This is a genomic window from Kitasatospora sp. NPDC059747 (assembly GCF_042732955.1).
In the GTDB taxonomy this organism is placed as follows: domain Bacteria; phylum Actinomycetota; class Actinomycetes; order Streptomycetales; family Streptomycetaceae; genus Kitasatospora.
Genome location: NZ_JBHWGV010000065.1, coordinates 35,612 through 51,667, shown reverse-complemented (window position 1 = coordinate 51,667; position 16,056 = coordinate 35,612). Strand labels below are relative to the sequence as shown.

Sequence of the window (16,056 nt, the reverse complement as noted above, 5' to 3'; positions counted from 1 at the left end):
AACCCCGGGGGTTCGCGCGGCAGCGGAACGACGATCGACCAGCGACCTCAGACGTTGAAGCCGAGCGCGCGCAGCTGGTCGCGGCCGTCGTCGGTGATCTTGTCCGGGCCCCACGGCGGCATCCAGACCCAGTTGATCCGCAGGTCCTGCACCAGGCCGTCGGTGGCGGTCTTGGCCTGGTCCTCGATGACGTCGGTCAGCGGGCAGGCCGCCGAGGTGAGCGTCATGTCGATGGTGGCCACGTCGGACTCGTCGATGTGGATGCCGTAGATCAGGCCCAGGTTGACGACGTCGATGCCCAGTTCGGGGTCGACGACGTCCATCAGGGCCTCGGTCAGGTCCTCGACGGAGACGGTGCCGGCGGTGGTGCCGACGATCAGGCCGGTCGGCTGCTCCCCCGCGGCGGTGTCCGCAGCGGAGGCCGTGGCGTCGGCGGTGGTGGTGCTCTCGTCACTCATGGTTGGTCCTCCTCTGCTCGGGTCAGTCGTTCACGGCGGGGTGCTGGGCGAGCGCCTTGGCGGTGGCGTCCTTCCAGGCCATCCAGCTCAGCAGGGCGCACTTGACGCGGGCCGGGTACTTGGAGACGCCGGCGAACGCGACCGCGTCCTCCAGCACCTCCTCGTCGCCCTCGCCCTGGCCCTTGCTCTGCATCAGCTCCAGGAAGGCCTCCTGGACGGCCTGCGCCTCGCCCACGGTCTTGCCGACCACCAGGTCGTTCAGCACCGAGGCGCTGGCCTGGCTGATCGAACAGCCCTGGGACTCGTAGGACACGTCCACGACCTTCGCGCCGTCGAGCTTCACCCGAAGGGTGATCTCGTCGCCGCAGGTCGGGTTGACGTGGTGCACCTCGGCGTCGCCGTCCCGCAGCCCCTTGCCGTGGGGGTTGCGGTAGTGGTCCAGGATGATGTCCTGGTACATCGAGTCGAGCTTCATGTCCTGCGCCTGTCCCGTCAGCCGAAGAAGTTCCGGACGTGGTGCAGGCCGTCGATCAGCGCGTCGACCTCGCCCGGCGTCGAGTACAGATAGAACGACGCCCGCGTGGTCGCCGGAATTCCGTACCGCAGGCACACCGGCCGCGCGCAGTGGTGGCCGACGCGCACGGCGATGCCCTGCTCGTCCAGCACCTGACCCACATCGTGCGGGTGGATGTCGCCGAGGGTGAAGGAGATCGCGGCACCGCGGTCCACGGCCGTGCGCGGGCCGATGATCCGCAGGTCGGGGACCTCCAGCAGGCGCTCCACCGCGTACTCGGTGATGGCGTGCTCGTGCGCGGCGATCTTGTCCATGCCGATCGACGACAGGTAGTCGATGGCCGCGCCGAGCCCGACCGCCTGGGCGATCGGCGGGGTGCCGGCCTCGAACTTGTGCGGCGCCGGGGCGTAGGTGGACGAGCCCATGGTGACGGTCTCGATCATCTCGCCGCCGCCGAGGAACGGCGGGAGGTCCTCCAGCAGCTCCTGGCGGCCCCAGAGCACGCCGATGCCGGTCGGGGCCAGCATCTTGTGGCCGGTGAAGGCGACGAAGTCGGCCTCCAGCGCCTGCACGTCCAGCACCATGTGCGGCGCGGCCTGCGAGGCGTCGATGAGGACCAGCGCGCCGACCGACTGGGCCTTGCGCACGATCGTCTCGACCGGGTTGACGGTGCCGAGCAGGTTGGAGACCAGGGTGAAGGAGACCACCTTGGTCTTCTCGGTGATCAGCTCGTCGATGTTCGACAGGTCGAGCCGGCCCTCGTCGGTCAGCCCGAACCACTTGAGCTTCGCGCCGGTGCGCTGCGAGAGCAGCTGCCACGGGACGATGTTGGAGTGGTGCTCCATCTCCGTGATGACGATCTCGGAGTCGGCGTCCACCCGGTACGGCTCGTCGGCCCAGCCGAGCATGTTGGCGACGAGGTTGAGCGACTCCGAGGCGTTCTTGGTGAAGATCACCTCGTTGCGGCTCGGCGCGTTGACGAACGCCGCGACCTTGTCGCGCGCGCCCTCGTACAGGGCCGTGGCCTCCTCGGCGAGCACGTGCACGCCGCGGTGGACGTTGGCGTTGTGCCGCTCGTAGTAGGCGTTCAGGGCTTCGAGCACCTGGCGCGGCTTCTGCGAGGTCGCCGCGTTGTCCAGGTAGACCAGCGGCTTGTCCTCGTGCAGCACGCGCTGCAGGACCGGGAAGTCCTTGCGGATCGCGTCGGTGTCGAGCAGACCGGTCAGCGTATGGGTCACTCGGAAGCGCCACCCTTCACGTACGTCTCGTAGCCCTCGTTCTCCAGCTTGTCGGCGAGCTCGGCGCCGCCGGACTCGACGATGCGGCCGCCCGCGAACACGTGGACGTAGTCGGGCTTGATGTACCGCAGGATGCGGGTGTAGTGGGTCACCAGGAGGGTGCCGACCTCGCCGGTCGCGCGGACCCGGTTGATGCCCTCGGAGACGATCCGCAGCGCGTCGACGTCCAGGCCGGAGTCGGTCTCGTCGAGGATCGCGATCTTCGGCTTGAGGAGCTCCAGCTGGAGGATCTCGTGGCGCTTCTTCTCACCGCCGGAGAAGCCCTCGTTGACGTTGCGCTCGGCGAAGGCCGGGTCCATCTGGAGGGCGGCCATCGCCTCCTTGACCTCCTTGACCCACAAGCGCAGCTTCGGGGCCTCGCCGCGGACCGCGGTGGCGGCGGTGCGCAGGAAGTTGCTCACCGAGACGCCCGGGACCTCGACCGGGTACTGCATGGCGAGGAACACGCCGGCCTTGGCGCGCTCGTCGACGGACATCTCCAGGACGTCCTCGCCGTCCAGCAGCACGGAGCCGCCGGTGACGGTGTACTTGGGGTGGCCGGCCAGCGAGTAGGCCAGGGTGGACTTGCCGGAGCCGTTCGGACCCATGATGGCGTGGGTCTCGCCCTGCTTCACGGTCAGGTCGACGCCCTTCAGGATCTCGCGCGGGCCGTTCTCGGCGTCGACGGAGACGTGCAGGTCGCGGATTTCAAGGGTTGCCATGTGTACTCAGGACTCCTGGTTGACGGAGACGAGCACATCGTCCCCTTCGATCTTTACGGGGTAGACAGCGACCGGCTTGGTGGCGGGCAGGCCGGAGGGCTTGCCGGTGCGCAGGTCGAAGCTGGAGCCGTGCAGCCAGCACTCGATCATGCAGTCCTCGACCTCGCCCTCGGAGAGCGAGACGTTCGCGTGCGAGCAGGTGTCGTTGATCGCGAACACCCCCTCGTCGGTGCGGACCACGGAGACCGGCACGCCGTTGAGGTCGACGCGCTTGGGGACGTCCTCCTGGAGGTCGCTCAGCGCGCAGGCACGGAGGTAGGTCATCGGGGTCAGACCGCCGCTTCCAGCTCGGCCTCGATCTTCTCCATGAGCTGGTCCTGGACCTCGGCCACGCCGATCTGCTGGAGCAGCTCGGCGAAGAAGCCGCGCACGACCAGGCGGCGGGCCTCGTCCGCGGGGATGCCGCGGGCCTGCAGGTAGAACAGCTGCTCGTCGTCGAAGCGGCCGGTGGCGGAGGCGTGGCCGGCGCCGACGATCTCGCCGGTCTCGATCTCCAGGTTCGGGATCGAGTCGACCCGGGCGCCGTCGGTGAGCACCAGGTTGCGGTTGAGCTCGTAGGTGTCGGTGCCGAGGGCGGCGGCGCGGATCAGCACGTCGCCGACCCAGACCGCGTGGGCGTCCTTGCCCTGCAGCGCGCCCTTGTAGGCCACGTTGGACCGGCAGTGCGGCGTGTCGTGGTCGATGACCAGGCGGTGCTCGAGGTGCTGGCCGGCGTCGGCGAAGTAGAGGCCGAACAGCTCGGCCTCGCCGCCGGGGCCGGCGTAGTTGACCCGCGGGTGGAGGCGGACCAGGTCGCCGCCGAAGGTGACGACGACGGACTTGAACGAGGCGTCGCGGCCGACCAGCGCATTGTGCTGCGCGGCGTGGACGGCGTCGCGGTCCCAGTCCTGGACGGAGACGAAGGTGAGCTTCGCGCCGTCGCCGACCAGGAGCTCGACGTTGGCGGCGCGGGTGCCGGTGCCGACGTGGTTGAGCACCACGACGGCCTCGGCGAACGGCTTGACGTCGATCACCACGTGGGCGAAGCGGACCCCGCCCTCGGCGCGCACGTCGATCCGGACCGGCTCGGTGAGCACCGCGTCCTTGGGCACGGTGACGACCAGGGCCTGCTCGAAGGCGCTGAACGCCTGGGCGGCGACCCGGTCGACCGGCTTGCCGGCCTTGCCCAGGCGGGCGTCGTCGCGGCCGACGGTCTCGGCGGTGACGCCCTCGGGCAGCGCGAACTCGACCTTGTCCTCGCCCCGCTCGGCGGCGGCGGCGGCGGCGCCGTCGTGCAGGCCGCCGAGGCGGTGCATCGGCGTGAACCGCCAGTCCTCCTCGCGGCCGGTCGGCACCGGGAAGTCGTTCACGTCGAAGGACGGCTTGACCGCGACGCGCGCGTCGATCGGCTGCTGGACCGTGGCCCGGCCGGTGCCGGGGCCGGCGAGCTGCGCGCCCGCACCGGCGGTGCCGACCTCGATCGAACCGGCGGTGGTGGAGCCGGTGGTGTTCTGCTCAGCCATGGCTGTTCGTTGTGCTCTCTTCCTCGGAATTCAATGGATGGCGGGTGCTCGGCCGGGGGTCAGCCGACCGCGCCCTCCATCTGCAGCTCGATCAGCCGGTTGAGCTCCAGCGCGTACTCCATCGGCAGCTCGCGCGCGATCGGCTCGACGAAGCCGCGCACGATCATCGCCATCGCCTCGAACTCGGTCATGCCCCGGCTCATCAGGTAGAACAGCTGGTCCTCGCTGACCTTGGAGACGGTCGCCTCGTGGCCCATGGACACGTCGTCCTCGCGGACGTCCACGTACGGGTAGGTGTCCGAGCGGGAGATGGTGTCGACCAGCAGCGCGTCGCACAGGACGTTGGACTTGGCGCCGTGCGAGCCCTCGCCGATCTCGATCAGACCGCGGTAGGAGGTCCGGCCGCCGCCGCGCGCCACCGACTTGGAGACGATGTTGGAGGAGGTGTTCGGCGCCATGTGCACCATCTTGGCGCCGGCGTCCTGGTGCTGGCCCTCGCCCGCGAAGGCGATCGACAGGGTCTCGCCCTTGGCGTGCTCGCCCATCAGGTAGACGGCCGGGTACTTCATGGTGACCTTGGAGCCGATGTTGCCGTCGACCCACTCCATGGTCGCGCCCTCGTACGCCACGGCGCGCTTGGTGACCAGGTTGTAGACGTTGTTCGACCAGTTCTGGATGGTCGTGTAGCGGCAGCGGCCGCCCTTCTTGACGATGATCTCGACGACCGCCGAGTGCAGCGAGTCGGAGGAGTAGATCGGCGCGGTGCAGCCCTCGACGTAGTGGACGTAGGCGTCCTCGTCGACGATGATCAGCGTCCGCTCGAACTGGCCCATGTTCTCGGTGTTGATCCGGAAGTAGGCCTGCAGCGGGATGTCGACGTGCACGCCCTTCGGCACGTAGATGAACGAGCCGCCGGACCACACCGCCGTGTTCAGCGCGGCGAACTTGTTGTCGCCGGCCGGGATGACGGTGCCGAAGTACTCCTTGAAGATCTCCGGGTGCTCGCGCAGCGCGGTGTCGGTGTCCAGGAAGATGACGCCCTGCTCCTCCAGGTCCTCGCGGATCTGGTGGTAGACGACCTCGGACTCGTACTGGGCGGCGACACCGGCGACCAGGCGCTGCTTCTCGGCCTCCGGGATGCCCAGCTTGTCGTAGGTGGCCTTGATGTCCGCGGGCAGGTCCTCCCAGGACTCGGCCTGCTTCTCGGTCGAGCGGACGAAGTACTTGATGTTGTCGAAGTCGATGCCGGAGAGGTCGGAGCCCCAGGTCGGCATGGGCTTCTTGCCGAACAGCTTCAGGCCCTTGAGCCGCAGGTTCAGCATCCACTCGGACTCGCTCTTCTTCGCCGAGATGTCGCGGACGACGTCCTCGCTGAGCCCGCGCTTGGCCGCGGCACCGGCGGTGTCCGGGTCGGCCCAGCCGTACTCGTAATTGCCGAGGCCTTCGAGCTCGGGGTGCGAAACGGTGTCAGTCATGCGAGCTTCCTAACGCGCGGACGCTGAATCTTCGGTGGACGTACCGGCAGTCGGCACTGCATCGGGACCCGGCCGCGCGCTGCGCGCGGCGGACGACGATGCGGCACCGGGTGCCGGCACATAGGTGGTGCAGACCCCGTCGCCGTGGGCGATGGTGGCCAGCCGTTGCACATGGGTGCCCAGGAGCTGGGAGAAGACCTCGGTCTCCGCCTCGCAGAGCTGGGGGAACTGCTCGGCGATGTGCGCGACCGGGCAGTGGTGCTGGCAGAGCTGGGCGCCCGCCGGGGCCTTCGCCGCGGCCGACGGGACCCGCCGCACCGTGGCAGCGTACCCGTCCGCGCTCAGCGCCTGGGCGAGCGCCTCGGTGCGCTCGGAGGCTTCGGCCGTTCGCAGGGTCTCCAGGTACTTCTGGCCCTGCTTGCCGAAGCGGGCGCGCGCGAAGGCGGCAACCGCCTCCTCGCCCGCCTTGCCGCCGCCCACCGAGTCGGAGATCCAGCGCAGCGCGTCGGCCGCGAGCTGGTCGTACGCCTGGTAGAAGGCGTCCCGGCCACCGTCGGTGAGGGCGAAGACCTTGGCCGGACGGCCCCGGCCGCGGCTGCCGTAGACCCGCTGGTCGCGGGACTCGACCAGGCCCGCGGCGGCCAGTCCGTCGAGGTGGCGGCGCACGGCGGCGGCGGTGAGGCCGAGCCGGGTCGCGAGGTCGGCGGCGGAGGACGGGCCGTGGTCCAGGATCGACCGGGCGACCCGGTCGCGCGTGGCGCGGTGGCCCTCCAGCAGCACCTCGGCCGCCGTCACGGGCACGTCACAGCCGGGGGCCGACTCGGCCTCCTGGTGCGTGGCGTGCTCGCGCATGTTTTTCACAACACCAGTGTTGCGTAATTACTTCCAACAGGACAAGCCGTGATCCAGGCCTCACCCGTGTCATCAGTCACGCAGGTAAGGCTTACCTGACCTGCAGAAACGATCACCGAGGCCCCGGCGGGGCCCGGCGTGAGGCCCTCTTAGACTCGCCGGTATGCACTCCGAACCCGCGGTCCAGATCGCCGGGCTGGTCAAGCACTACGGTGACAAGCCCGCGGTGGACGGCCTCGACCTCACCATCGAGCGCGGCGCGATCACCGCCGTCCTCGGCCCCAACGGCGCCGGCAAGACCACCACCATCGAGACCTGCGAGGGCTACCGCCGCCCCGACGCCGGCACCGTCCGCGTCCTCGGCCTCGACCCGGTCGCCCAGCACGCCGCCCTGCGCCCGCGGATCGGGGTCATGCTGCAGTCCGGCGGGGTGTACGCGGGCGCCCGCGCCGTCGAGATGCTGCGGCACACCGCCACGCTGCACGCCCACCCGCTGGACGTCGACGCCCTGGTCGAGCGGCTCGGCCTCGGCTCCTGCGGCCGCACCACCTACCGGCGCCTCTCCGGCGGCCAGCAGCAGCGGCTCGCCCTCGCCATGGCCGTGGTCGGCCGCCCCGAGCTGGTCTTCCTCGACGAGCCCACCGCCGGCCTCGACCCGCAGGCCCGCCGCGCCACCTGGGAGCTGGTCCGCGACCTGCGCCGGGACGGCGTCACCGTGGTCGTCACCACGCACCACATGGACGAGGCCGAGCAGCTCGCCGACCACGTCGCCGTCGTCGACCGCGGCAGGGTCATCGCCGCCGGCACCCCCGAGGAGCTGTGCCGCGGCGGCGCCGAGAACGCGCTGCGCTTCGACGGCCCGCCCGGACTCGACCTCGGCCCGCTGCTCAAGGAGCTGCCCGGGGGCACGGCCGCCACCGAGACGGCCCCCGGCAGCTACCGCGTCGAGGCCGCGACCGTGGACCCGCAGCTGCTGGCCGCCGTCACCTCCTGGTGCGCGGCCTCCGGCATCCTCCCCGAGCGGCTCGCCGTGCAGCGCCGCAGCCTCGAAGACGTCTTCCTCGACCTGACCGGACGGGACCTGCGCTCGTGACCGACTACTCCCCCAGGCCGGGTGCGGCCCCCGTCGGCCGGATGCTGCTCGCGCAGACCGCGTTCGAGACCAGGATGCTGCTGCGCAACGGCGAGCAGCTGCTGCTCACGGTCGTCATCCCGACCGTCCTGCTGGTGCTGTTCTCCGCCGTCGACGTCGTCGCGGTGGAGGGCCCCGGCAAGCGGGTCGACTTCCTGGCACCCGGTCTGCTGGCGCTCGCCGTGATGTCCACCGCGTTCACCGGCCAGGCCATCGCCACCGGCTTCGAGCGCCGCTACGGCGTGCTGAAGCGGCTCGGCGCGAGCCCGCTGCCGCGCTGGGCGCTGCTGACCGCCAAGACCGGCTGCGTGCTGGTCACCGAGGCGCTGCAGGTCGCGCTGCTGTCGGTGATCGCGCTGGCGCTCGGCTGGTCCCCGCACGGCGACCCGTTCTCGGTGGCCGCGCTGCTGGTCCTCGGCACGGCCGCCTTCTCCGGGCTCGGCCTGCTGATGGCCGGCACGCTCAGGGCCGAGGCGACACTGGCCGCCGCGAACCTCGTGTTCATCCTGCTGCTGCTGGGGGGCGGGGTGATCGTGCCGCTGACCAAGTTCCCGTCCGCCGTGCAGTCGGTGCTGGAGCTTCTGCCGATCGCGGCGCTCTCGGACGGCCTGCGGTCCGTCCTGCAGACCGGCGCCGGGGTGCCGTGGTCGGACCTCGGGATCCTGGCCGGCTGGGCTGTCGTCGGCCTGGCCGCCGCCGCGCGCTTCTTCCGCTGGGAGTAGTCCCGGCCGTCAACGCAGGGCGCCCCCCGGCCACTCGAGGCCGGGGGGCGCTGTGCGTACTACCGGTGGACCGTCAGCTCTGGCTGCCGCCACGGCGCTTGCGGGCGAACAGCACGATCGCGCCGCCGAGCAGCAGCACCCCGGCGCCGGCCGCCGCGATGACGGGGGTGGCCGAGCTGCCACCGGTCTCGGCGAGGGCCGGACCGCCGGTGCTCGGCGCCGGGGCCGGGGTCTTGCTCGCGGGCGGCGTCACCGACGGGGCCGCGGTGCCCGGCGGGGTGGTGCTCGGGGTCGGCGTCACGCTGGGGACCGGCGTCGGCGGGGTGGTCGGCGTCGTCGTCGGGGTCGGCGTGGGGGTGGGCGTCTTGGTGGGCGTGGGGGTGGGCGTGGGGGTCGGCGTCGGCGTGTGGCAGGGCTGGATCGTCTCCGACTCGTCGATGTTCCAACCGGGCTCGGCCGGGGTCTCCGTGGTGGTCACCACGAAGGTCGCCTTGATCGGCGCGGAGTGGTCCTTCACCGGGAAGGTGCCGTGGAACTCCTTACCGAACTTCTTGTCCAGCACCTTCTCACCGTCGATGGTGAGCGTGACGTTGTTCGTCACGGTGTCCTTCTCGCTGTACTTGACCAGATCGATCACGATCTTGTCGCAGTCCACCTTCCACGCCGGCACGTGGGCCGAAGCCGGCCCGGCCAGGCTCAGGGGCAGGAGGATTCCGGCCGCCACCGTACCGGCGAGTGCCGCCGCTCCGATCCCGAAGTGCCGCTGCTGTCGTGCCATTGCCCTGTTCCCCTCCGAACGGTCTTGTGCAGCAGGCGTGTTGAGTGCTTCGCGGTGGCCCGCTACGGCTGTCCGGGGGACTCTACCGGCACTCCCGCACCTCGCCACACCCCGCCGTACGACCGGATTTCGTCTGTCGGTCTCACGATGGATGTGCATGACCAGCCCACCACAGGCGCCACCACGCACAACGCGGAATCGGCGAACCCGAATGGACTTCGTCACCTGACTGAAAAAACGCAGCCCCCGGTGATCAGGTTCAATCACCGGGGGTGCGGCTTCGATCAGCCGACGAACGGTCAGGCCTTCTTCGCCGCCCGACGACGCGTCGCCACGACGATTCCACCGCCGGCCGCGAGCACCACGGCGCCGCCGATCGCCAGCGGCAGGACGGGCCCGGAACCGGTGTGCGCGAGCCCGCCTCCGGTGTTCGCCGACGCCGAGGGGCTCGCCGGCGCGGAGGCCGCCGGCGCACTGGTGGACGGCGAGGCGGACGCACTCGGCGACGCGCCCCCGCTCGGCTTCCCGCCCGCCGGTCCCGACGGCGTTCCGGACGGCGTTCCGGACGGCTGCGCGGTGGCGCCCGGCGTCGACGGCGTGCCGGTCGGCACCACCGGCGTCCCGGTCGGGGTCGCGGACGGCGTCGGGAGGACGGCCGGCAGGCAGCCGGTGAAGGGGTAGTGGTGCGTCTCGGCGCCGCCCTTGCCGGTCAGCGAGGCGGCGATCACCGAGCCGTTGACCGGGCCGCCGCTGCCGAGGTCGAAGGCGGCGTTCGGGGCGAGCACCGTACCGGCCCAGGCGGCCTTGCTGCTCTTGACCACCTTGGTCGCGGACGGGAAGTTCCAGAGCAGCCCGGCCCGGACGGCACCGCCGGCCGCGCTCTGGAGCTTGTCGTCCAGGACGTAGGCCGCCTTGGCCTCGTCCCACAGCTGGAAGCCGGTGGTCCCGGCCGCCGCCATGTCGTACGACGAGCCGGTCACGGTGACGACGGTCACCGAGCCGGCCGGCACCCGGACGAAGACGTCCTTCGCGCCCTGGAGCTTCGCGGCGTCGACGGTGAAGCCGTTGTACTTCGCGTCCCCGCCGGTCAGCGTCAGCCTGCCGCCGTCGGCCTGGACGGTGGCCCCGGCGGTCTGCGGCACGGCGGCCAGCGCGGCGGAGGCGGCGCGCAGCTTGGCGAACTCGGCCTTGAAGTCGATCGGGGAGGCACCCCGGCCGACCTTGCCCTGGTGAGCCTCCAGCACCCCGGTCAGCGTGCCGCCGTAGACGCCGTTGCCCTTCATCACCTGGGTGTTGGTACCGGTCAGATCGCCGGCCACCACGAGGGCGTTGCCGCCCGGCAGGGCGGCGACCTGCTCGGCGGTGAGCTCCTGGCCGACCGAGAACCCGCCGCGGAAGTCGGCGTTGCCGCCCACCGCGACCGCGCCCTCGGCGTCCGGGGTGTGGGTGTCGTCGCCCTCGACGAACTCGCCGTAGAGGCCGGCGACCCCGAGGCCGCGGCACTCCTGGTCGGCGCCGACGGCCTGGGCGGCCGGCGCGACGAGGCCGGCCAGTGCGAGCGAGCCGCCGACCGCGAGCGCGGCGGCGGACGTGGATATGCGCATGTGCAGAGCTCCGCTTACGTGCGGGAGGAGTGGAGGGGGGCCCGAAAAAGGTCTGGACCAATCCGCACTCTTTCGGCCGAACGGGTGAATGGTCAAGACCATTGACCGCCTTGACCGTAAGATCCGCTTTTGCGCTGACCCATGCCCCGCCCCAAGATCGGCTGTAAGGCCCCCTACGATTGACCGCGTGCTGAACCCCTTCTCCCTGCTCGCCGACCGCTGGCAGCCGTCCGCCGCGATGGTCCGGCGCGCCGCGTTCGCCGCGCTGGTGATGAGCGTGGTGATCGTCGTCACCGGCGGCGCCGTCCGCCTCACCGCCTCCGGCCTCGGCTGTACCACCTGGCCCCGCTGCACCGACGAGAGCCTGACGCCCACCGCCGAGATGGGCTTCCACGGCATCGTCGAGTTCACCAACCGAATGCTCACCTACGTGCTGAGCGCCGCGGTCGGCTGGGCGATCCTGGCCGCGCGCTGCCACCGCCCCTGGCGCCGCAGCCTGACGAAGCTGGGCTGGGCGCAGTTCTGGCTGGTGATGAGCAACGCCGTCCTCGGCGGCATCACCGTGCTGACCGGCCTCAACCCGTACACCGTCGCGCTGCACATGATCGCCGCGATGGCCCTGGTGTGGGTCGCGCTGCTGATGTGGGAGCGCAGCAAGGAGGGCGACGGCCCGGCGAAGCTCGCGGTGGCCGGCCCGATCCACCGGCTCTCCTACGTGCTGGTCGCCGCGATCGGAACGCTCGTCGCCGCCGGCACCCTGGTCACCGGCGCCGGCCACCACCCCGGCACGCCGCAGGACAACAAGATCGTGCCGCGCATCCCGATCGACTACGACCGCCTCGCGCAGTTCCACGCCGACTTCGCGTTCGTCTCGGTCGGCCTGGCGATTGCCGTGATCTTCGTCTTCGCAGCGGTCAAGGCCCCGCAGCCCGCCCGCGCCCGGGCCAAGGAACTCCTCGCCGTGCTCCTGCTCCAGGGCGTGCTCGGCTTCGTCCAGTACTTCACCGACGCTCCCGAGCTCATGGTCGGCCTGCACATGTTCCTGGCCACGCTGACCTGGATCGCCGCCCTGCGCGTCCCCCTCGCCCTGCGCACCCGCGCGGACGGGGAAGCCCCCGGACAGCTGCCCGCGCAGACCCCGCAGACCGCCTCGGTCTGACCGCTGCGACACGCACGACGGCCCGGCTCCCCCACAAAGGGAGCCGGGCCGTTCGCCGTACGGGGGCCGGGCGGTCAGCCGCCGAGCTGGATGCCGGCCATCCGCTTCCACTCGTACGGGCCGGTCTTCACCTTGAGGGCCAGCTCGCCCTCGAAGTCGTCGTGCAGGGTCAGCCCGGCCAGCTCGGCGGCCCGGCGGCCGACGGCGTAGCTCGGGGCCACCTGGTCGCCCCAGGCGCCGTCCGCGCCGACCACGACGATCCGGGTGGCCACGGCGCCGACGTACTCGACGACCGCGTCGGCGCTGCCGCCGTGCTGCGCGGCGAAGCTGGTCAGGTTCTTGGCGATGCGCTTGGCGCGGCGCTCGGTGCGGGCGTCCGACGCGGCGGGGGTGGTCTCTGCGCTCATGCCCGCATGCTACCCACCGGTAGCGGCCCTGGCGACGGGAGCACCCTGTGCACCGGGCCACATACTGCCCCCGCTCGATCCATACTGGCCGTGTGACCTTCTCCGGCTGGCCTGCCGAGGCGCTCGAATTCTACGAGCACCTGGAGGCCGACAACTCGAAGACCTTCTGGCAGGCCCACAAGGACCGCTACGACGAGGCCGTGCGCGCCCCCATGGAGGAGCTGCTGGCCGAGCTGGAACCGGAGTTCGGACCGGGGAAGATCTTCCGCCCCAACCGCGACGTCCGCTTCAGCGCCGACAAGTCCCCGTACAAGACGCACATCGGCGCCCACCTGGAGGCGGGCGGCTACGTCCAGCTCTCCGCCGACGGCCTGGCCTGCGGCAACGGCATGTACCAGCTCGCCGCGGACCAGCTGGAGCGCTACCGCGCGGCCGTCGCCGAGGACGTCTCCGGGGCCGAACTGGAGCGCGTGATCGCCCGGGTGGAGAAGGACGGCCCGCAGGTCTTCGGCCGCGACAGCCTGAAGTCCGCCCCGCGCGGCTACCCCAAGGACCACCCGAGGATCGAGCTGCTGCGCCACAAGGGCCTCGTGGCCTGGCAGGAGTGGCCGCCCGCGAAGTGGCTGGGCACCCGCACCGCGCACACCCGGATCGCCGCCTTCCTGCGGGCCTCCCAGCCGCTCAAGGACTGGCTGGACGGCCACGTCGGCCCGTCCGGACTCCCGGCCCGATGAAGGCCGGCGAACAAGGCCGGTGAACGCGGAAGAGCCCCGGTCCACCCGGACCGGGGCTCTTCTTCCGTACTGCCGCGCCTACTTCACGAACGGGTCGATCGCGCAGACCACGAACAGCAGCGACAGGTAGGTGATCGACCAGTGGAACAGCCGCATCTCCTTCAGCTTCGCGCCGACGACCCCGGCCTTGGCCCGCGCGTACAGCGCGTGCGCCTCGCGCAGCCAGGCCGCGCCGAGCACCACCGCGGCGACCGGGTACAGCCAGCTCATGTGCCCCAGCGGCCACAGCGCCAGCGAGACGGCCACCATGACCCAGGAGTAGGCGACGACCTGCTTGCCCACCGCCACGTTGCCCTTGACCACCGGCAGCATCGGCACGCCGGCGCGCAGGTAGTCGTCGCGCACCTTCATCGACAGCACCCAGGTGTGCGGCGGCGTCCAGAAGAACACCACCAGGAAGAGGATGACCGCCGCCCAGGACAGGGAGTTGGTGACGGAGGACCAGCCGACGAGCACCGGCATGCAGCCCGCGATGCCGCCCCACACGATGTTCTGCGAGGTGCGCCGCTTGAGGCCCAGCGTGTAGACGAAGACGTAGAACAGCAGGGCGCCGAGCGCGAGTCCGGAGGACAGCCAGTTGACGCCGAAACCGAGCAGCAGCGTCGAGACGACCGCGAGGACGATGCCGAACACCAGCGCCTCGCGCGGCGACACCATGCCGGTGACGATCGGGCGCCGCTCGGTGCGCGACATCACCGCGTCGATGTCGCGGTCGATGTACATGTTGAGGGCGTTGGCGCCGCCCGCCGAGAGGTAGCCGCCGACCACGACCTTCAGCACCAGCAGCATGTTCGGGACGCCCTGCTGGGCCAGGAACATCACCGGAACCGTGCTCATCAGCAGCAGTTCGATGATCCGCGGCTTGGTCAGTGCGACGAACGCGCCGACACGGGCCCCGATGGGCCGGTGCGCAGGAGTCGCCCCGGTGACCCCGGCGGGACGGGTTTCGACGGCGGTCACTAACACCCCAACTGAAGATGAATCCTCGCAGGCGTCGAAGGAAACGAAGGTCCCGAATCGTCCGCTCTGCGCGTACCACGCCACCTTAGACGCTCCATATCTCCCCACCGGCTCCGGGGTCCCCCGGCGGGGCGGAACGCACACCCCTGGGTGAACCCACGAACTCCGACCACTCGGTCCCGCCTCCCCCGTCCTGCTCATCGGAGGGGCAGGGCCCGCCAAAACAGGAGAGCCTGGGACAAAACGCCCCAGAGCGGCATCGTGGGAATCGCCATACCCGAATTCCGGTTGTCCCAGCACGCAGGGTGAGCCCCGGGCCGGACGGTAGGCTCGCACACAGAAGCGGGATCTACCCTCCGTGACCGGCACCACCAGCGTCGGGACCACAGCGCCGTGGCCGACCGGGTCCCCTTCACGGGGTCACTCTTCACAACGGAAGGAGCCCTGAGACAGGGTGAGCACGACGCCGACGAACACATTCGAGTGGTCCGAACTGGATGAGCGCACGGTTGACACGGCCCGGGTCCTGGCCATGGACGCCGTCCAGAAGGTCGGCAACGGACACCCCGGGACGGCCATGTCGCTGGCCCCGGCGGCGTACCTGATCTTCCAGCGTTTCCTGCGGCACGACCCCACCGACCCCTCCTGGGTGGGGCGCGACCGATTCGTCCTCTCCCCCGGGCACACCAGCCTGACCCTCTACACCCAGCTCTACCTCTCGGGCTACGGCCTGGAGCTGGACGACCTCAAGGCCTTCCGCGTCGCGGGCAGCCGCACCCCCGGTCACCCCGAGCACGGCCACACCGCCGGCGTCGAGACCACGACCGGTCCGCTCGGCCAGGGCATCGCCAACGCGGTCGGCATGGCGATGGCCGCCCGCTACGAGCGCGGCCTCTTCGACCCGGACGCCCCGGCCGGCGAGTCCCCGTTCGACCACACGATCTGGGCCATCGTCTCCGACGGCGACCTGGAGGAGGGCATCTCGGCCGAGGCCTCCTCGCTGGCCGGGCACCAGCAGCTGGGCAACCTCGTCGCCCTGTACGACGACAACCACATCTCCATCGAGGGCGACACCGAGACGGCCTTCTCCGAGGACGTCCTCAAGCGCTACGAGGCGTACGGCTGGCACGTCCAGCGGGTCACCCCGAAGGCGAACGGCGACATCGACGTCGCCGCCCTCGCCGACGCGCTGGCCGCCGCCAAGGCCGAGACCGCCCGCCCGTCGATGATCGCTATGCGCACGATCATCGCCTGGCCGGCCCCGGACGCCCAGAACACCGCCAAGGCCCACGGCTCCGCCCTCGGCGCCGCCGAGATCGCCGCCACCAAGAAGGTCCTGGGCTTCGACCCGGAGAAGACCTTCGAGGTCTCCGACAAGGTCATCGAGCACGCCCGCCTGGTGATCAAGCGCGGCAAGGCCGCCCGCGACGCGTGGCAGGGCTCCTTCGAGGCCTGGCGCGCCGCCAACCCGCACCGGGCCGGCGAGTTCGACCGCATCCAGGCCGGCGAGCTGCCCGAGGGCTGGAAGAAGACCGTCCCGTCCTTCCCGGCCGGGAAGGTCGTCGCGACCCCCAAAGCCTCCGGCGCGAACCCCAACGCGATCGGGGCGGGGGTCGCGGGGCGGTGGGGCGGGAGCGCGC

Annotated in this window: 16 protein-coding genes and 1 pseudogene; 5 read left to right on the top strand and 12 right to left on the bottom strand. The window is 71.1% G+C overall.

The genetic code is table 11. From position 1 onward, the window contains the following. Nucleotides 1-47 precede the first annotated feature (47 nt). From ACFV4G_RS26355 to ACFV4G_RS26320, 8 genes are read right to left on the bottom strand one after another with little or no spacing between them, the layout of a single operon-like run. The gene (locus ACFV4G_RS26355; RefSeq protein WP_380444475.1) at nucleotides 48-458 is read right to left on the bottom strand and encodes a metal-sulfur cluster assembly factor; all 411 of its coding nucleotides are present in this window, start codon (nucleotides 456-458) and stop codon (nucleotides 48-50) included. Nucleotides 459-480: 22 nt separating this feature from the next. Beyond that, the gene (gene sufU / locus ACFV4G_RS26350; RefSeq protein WP_380444473.1) at nucleotides 481-933 is read right to left on the bottom strand and encodes a Fe-S cluster assembly sulfur transfer protein SufU; all 453 of its coding nucleotides are present in this window, start codon (nucleotides 931-933) and stop codon (nucleotides 481-483) included. Between the two features lie 17 nt (nucleotides 934-950). Next, the gene (locus ACFV4G_RS26345; RefSeq protein ID WP_380444471.1) at nucleotides 951-2,210 is read right to left on the bottom strand and encodes a cysteine desulfurase; all 1,260 of its coding nucleotides are present in this window, start codon (nucleotides 2,208-2,210) and stop codon (nucleotides 951-953) included. Further along, a complete protein-coding gene (gene sufC, locus ACFV4G_RS26340) occupies nucleotides 2,207-2,971 on the bottom strand; it encodes a Fe-S cluster assembly ATPase SufC (RefSeq protein ID WP_380444470.1) in 765 nt (254 codons plus the stop codon). Before sufC ends, ACFV4G_RS26345 begins: the two co-directional genes overlap by 4 nt. Nucleotides 2,972-2,977: 6 nt before the next feature. Then, entirely contained in the window at nucleotides 2,978-3,295 is a 318-nt protein-coding gene (locus tag ACFV4G_RS26335; protein ID WP_329928500.1) for a bifunctional 3-phenylpropionate/cinnamic acid dioxygenase ferredoxin subunit, read from the bottom strand. A 5-nt stretch (nucleotides 3,296-3,300) separates the two neighbouring features. Beyond that, entirely contained in the window at nucleotides 3,301-4,533 is a 1,233-nt protein-coding gene (sufD, locus tag ACFV4G_RS26330; protein WP_380444468.1) for a Fe-S cluster assembly protein SufD, read from the bottom strand. 59 nt (nucleotides 4,534-4,592) lie between these two features. Beyond that, nucleotides 4,593-6,008 carry a Fe-S cluster assembly protein SufB gene (gene sufB / locus ACFV4G_RS26325; protein ID WP_380444466.1) on the bottom strand — a complete coding sequence of 472 codons (1,416 nt, stop codon included), beginning with the start codon at nucleotides 6,006-6,008 and terminating at the stop codon, nucleotides 4,593-4,595. 9 nt (nucleotides 6,009-6,017) lie between these two features. Further along, nucleotides 6,018-6,860, bottom strand: a complete 843-nt coding sequence (locus ACFV4G_RS26320; protein ID WP_380444464.1) for a helix-turn-helix transcriptional regulator — start codon at nucleotides 6,858-6,860, stop codon at nucleotides 6,018-6,020. 163 nt (nucleotides 6,861-7,023) lie between these two features. Here ACFV4G_RS26320 and ACFV4G_RS26315 point away from each other — a divergent pair, with 163 nt between their 5' ends. Together ACFV4G_RS26315 and ACFV4G_RS26310 are read left to right on the top strand one after the other, a co-directional pair. Then, nucleotides 7,024-7,953: an ABC transporter ATP-binding protein gene (locus tag ACFV4G_RS26315; RefSeq protein ID WP_380444462.1), complete on the top strand. Its 930-nt coding sequence runs from the start codon at nucleotides 7,024-7,026 to the stop codon at nucleotides 7,951-7,953. A 41-nt stretch (nucleotides 7,954-7,994) separates the two neighbouring features. Further along, nucleotides 7,995-8,714, top strand: a complete 720-nt coding sequence (locus tag ACFV4G_RS26310) for an ABC transporter permease (RefSeq protein WP_380444482.1) — start codon at nucleotides 7,995-7,997, stop codon at nucleotides 8,712-8,714. 73 nt (nucleotides 8,715-8,787) lie between these two features. Here ACFV4G_RS26310 and ACFV4G_RS26305 read toward each other — a convergent pair whose 3' ends face one another. After that, nucleotides 8,788-9,492: an LAETG motif-containing sortase-dependent surface protein gene (locus ACFV4G_RS26305; protein ID WP_380444460.1), complete on the bottom strand. Its 705-nt coding sequence runs from the start codon at nucleotides 9,490-9,492 to the stop codon at nucleotides 8,788-8,790. A gap of 299 nt (nucleotides 9,493-9,791) precedes the next feature. Further along, nucleotides 9,792-11,096 carry a choice-of-anchor A family protein gene (locus ACFV4G_RS26300; RefSeq protein WP_380444459.1) on the bottom strand — a complete coding sequence of 435 codons (1,305 nt, stop codon included), beginning with the start codon at nucleotides 11,094-11,096 and terminating at the stop codon, nucleotides 9,792-9,794. A 178-nt stretch (nucleotides 11,097-11,274) separates the two neighbouring features. Between ACFV4G_RS26300 and ACFV4G_RS26295 the strand changes: the two genes are divergently transcribed. Further along, nucleotides 11,275-12,255 carry a heme A synthase gene (locus tag ACFV4G_RS26295; RefSeq protein WP_380444481.1) on the top strand — a complete coding sequence of 327 codons (981 nt, stop codon included), beginning with the start codon at nucleotides 11,275-11,277 and terminating at the stop codon, nucleotides 12,253-12,255. Between the two features lie 74 nt (nucleotides 12,256-12,329). Here the strand turns inward: ACFV4G_RS26295 and ACFV4G_RS26290 are convergent, their stop codons facing one another. Further along, nucleotides 12,330-12,662, bottom strand: a complete 333-nt coding sequence (locus ACFV4G_RS26290; protein WP_380444457.1) for a hypothetical protein — start codon at nucleotides 12,660-12,662, stop codon at nucleotides 12,330-12,332. A gap of 92 nt (nucleotides 12,663-12,754) precedes the next feature. Between ACFV4G_RS26290 and ACFV4G_RS26285 the strand changes: the two genes are divergently transcribed. Then, the gene (locus ACFV4G_RS26285) at nucleotides 12,755-13,396 is read left to right on the top strand and encodes a DUF2461 domain-containing protein (protein WP_380444455.1); all 642 of its coding nucleotides are present in this window, start codon (nucleotides 12,755-12,757) and stop codon (nucleotides 13,394-13,396) included. Nucleotides 13,397-13,474: 78 nt separating this feature from the next. Here the strand turns inward: ACFV4G_RS26285 and ACFV4G_RS26280 are convergent, their stop codons facing one another. Next, on the bottom strand, nucleotides 13,475-14,422 hold the full coding sequence (locus tag ACFV4G_RS26280; RefSeq protein ID WP_380444454.1) for a heme o synthase: 948 nt from the start codon (nucleotides 14,420-14,422) through the stop codon (nucleotides 13,475-13,477). A 448-nt stretch (nucleotides 14,423-14,870) separates the two neighbouring features. Here ACFV4G_RS26280 and ACFV4G_RS26275 point away from each other — a divergent pair. Beyond that, nucleotides 14,871-16,056 (top strand): annotated as a pseudogene (locus tag ACFV4G_RS26275) (transketolase); the annotation flags it as partial.

What these genes read in the sequence shown, in the direction of transcription:
- ACFV4G_RS26355 (WP_380444475.1), bottom strand. Translation starts at nt 458, where the DNA reads ATGAGTGACGAGAGCACCACCACCGCCGACGCCACGGCCTCCGCTGCG.
- sufU (WP_380444473.1), bottom strand. Translation starts at nt 933, where the DNA reads ATGAAGCTCGACTCGATGTACCAGGACATCATCCTGGACCACTACCGC.
- sufC (WP_380444470.1), bottom strand. Translation starts at nt 2,971, where the DNA reads ATGGCAACCCTTGAAATCCGCGACCTGCACGTCTCCGTCGACGCCGAG.
- ACFV4G_RS26335 (WP_329928500.1), bottom strand. Translation starts at nt 3,295, where the DNA reads ATGACCTACCTCCGTGCCTGCGCGCTGAGCGACCTCCAGGAGGACGTC.
- sufD (WP_380444468.1), bottom strand. Translation starts at nt 4,533, where the DNA reads ATGGCTGAGCAGAACACCACCGGCTCCACCACCGCCGGTTCGATCGAG.
- sufB (WP_380444466.1), bottom strand. Translation starts at nt 6,008, where the DNA reads ATGACTGACACCGTTTCGCACCCCGAGCTCGAAGGCCTCGGCAATTAC.
- ACFV4G_RS26320 (WP_380444464.1), bottom strand. Translation starts at nt 6,860, where the DNA reads ATGCGCGAGCACGCCACGCACCAGGAGGCCGAGTCGGCCCCCGGCTGT.
- ACFV4G_RS26315 (WP_380444462.1), top strand. Translation starts at nt 7,024, where the DNA reads ATGCACTCCGAACCCGCGGTCCAGATCGCCGGGCTGGTCAAGCACTAC.
- ACFV4G_RS26310 (WP_380444482.1), top strand. Translation starts at nt 7,995, where the DNA reads ATGCTGCTCGCGCAGACCGCGTTCGAGACCAGGATGCTGCTGCGCAAC.
- ACFV4G_RS26305 (WP_380444460.1), bottom strand. Translation starts at nt 9,492, where the DNA reads ATGGCACGACAGCAGCGGCACTTCGGGATCGGAGCGGCGGCACTCGCC.
- ACFV4G_RS26300 (WP_380444459.1), bottom strand. Translation starts at nt 11,096, where the DNA reads ATGCGCATATCCACGTCCGCCGCCGCGCTCGCGGTCGGCGGCTCGCTC.
- ACFV4G_RS26290 (WP_380444457.1), bottom strand. Translation starts at nt 12,662, where the DNA reads ATGAGCGCAGAGACCACCCCCGCCGCGTCGGACGCCCGCACCGAGCGC.